General features: G+C 44.3%; 2 protein-coding genes. One reads left to right on the forward strand and one right to left on the reverse strand.

Annotated features, from left to right (window positions below):
- A partial coding sequence (locus tag K4I03_RS12330; protein ID WP_227965629.1) for a TetR/AcrR family transcriptional regulator occupies positions 1-328 on the reverse strand: 328 nt, incomplete at its 3' end.
- A gap of 217 nt (positions 329-545) precedes the next feature.
- Here K4I03_RS12330 and K4I03_RS12335 point away from each other — a divergent pair.
- Positions 546-778 (forward strand): dihydroxyacetone kinase subunit DhaK (locus K4I03_RS12335; RefSeq protein ID WP_227965632.1); only part of this gene is annotated, 233 nt, incomplete at its 3' end.

Raw genomic sequence — 778 nt, forward strand, 5'->3', positions numbered from 1 at the left:
GAAATTTGATAAAAAGAGCTTCGAAAAAATGAGGGTAGGTCTTGGCAAAAATAATAAAATTAAGACCAAGCTGGGTCAGCTGATCACGCGCAGAACCTGTCGCATCAATCTTTTCATTGATTTCCTGATTGAGAAACAGCGAAAGCTGGGTCAAAACGACCTTAAGGTAGCCTTCCTTGCTCTCAAAATGGCGGTAAGGGCTGCCGTGAGTCACACCGCAGGCCTTGGCAACAGTCCTGAGCGAAAGCTGTTCAATTCCATGTTTTCCGATTTCGTCAATCCCTGTTTGGATGAGCTGTTCTTTCAGCTGGGCAGTATTGCGTTTCATGTATCTCCTCCGAAAAGTATACACTGTCTACTTATCTATCTTTAGTATACACTGTCTACTTTTTCTTGTCAACTAATTTGATGTTTTCTTCTAGTCTAAGATGTGGCAGAATTTGCTTTCGGTAAGATAAAATGTTAAAATGATATCAAAATGATAGCGCTTTCTTTTTAGAGCAAATTGCTCATTATAGAGAAGCGCAGAGAAACGGAGGACATCTATGAAGAAAATTATCAACGATCCAACGGCGGTTGTGGACGAGATGCTGGATGGCTTGGCCTATATTCACAGTGATTTGGTTTATCGGGTGGAGGGCTTTGATATCATTGCCCGCAAGAGTGAGAAGACAGGCAAGGTTGGCCTGATTTCTGGYGGTGGCAGTGGYCATGAGCCTTCYCACGCTGGCTTTGTCGGTGAGGGCATGCTGTCGGCTGCTATCTGCGGAGCGGTCTT

It is taken from the genome of Streptococcus sanguinis (assembly GCF_020729725.1).
Classification (GTDB): Bacteria; Bacillota; Bacilli; order Lactobacillales; family Streptococcaceae; genus Streptococcus; species Streptococcus sanguinis_V.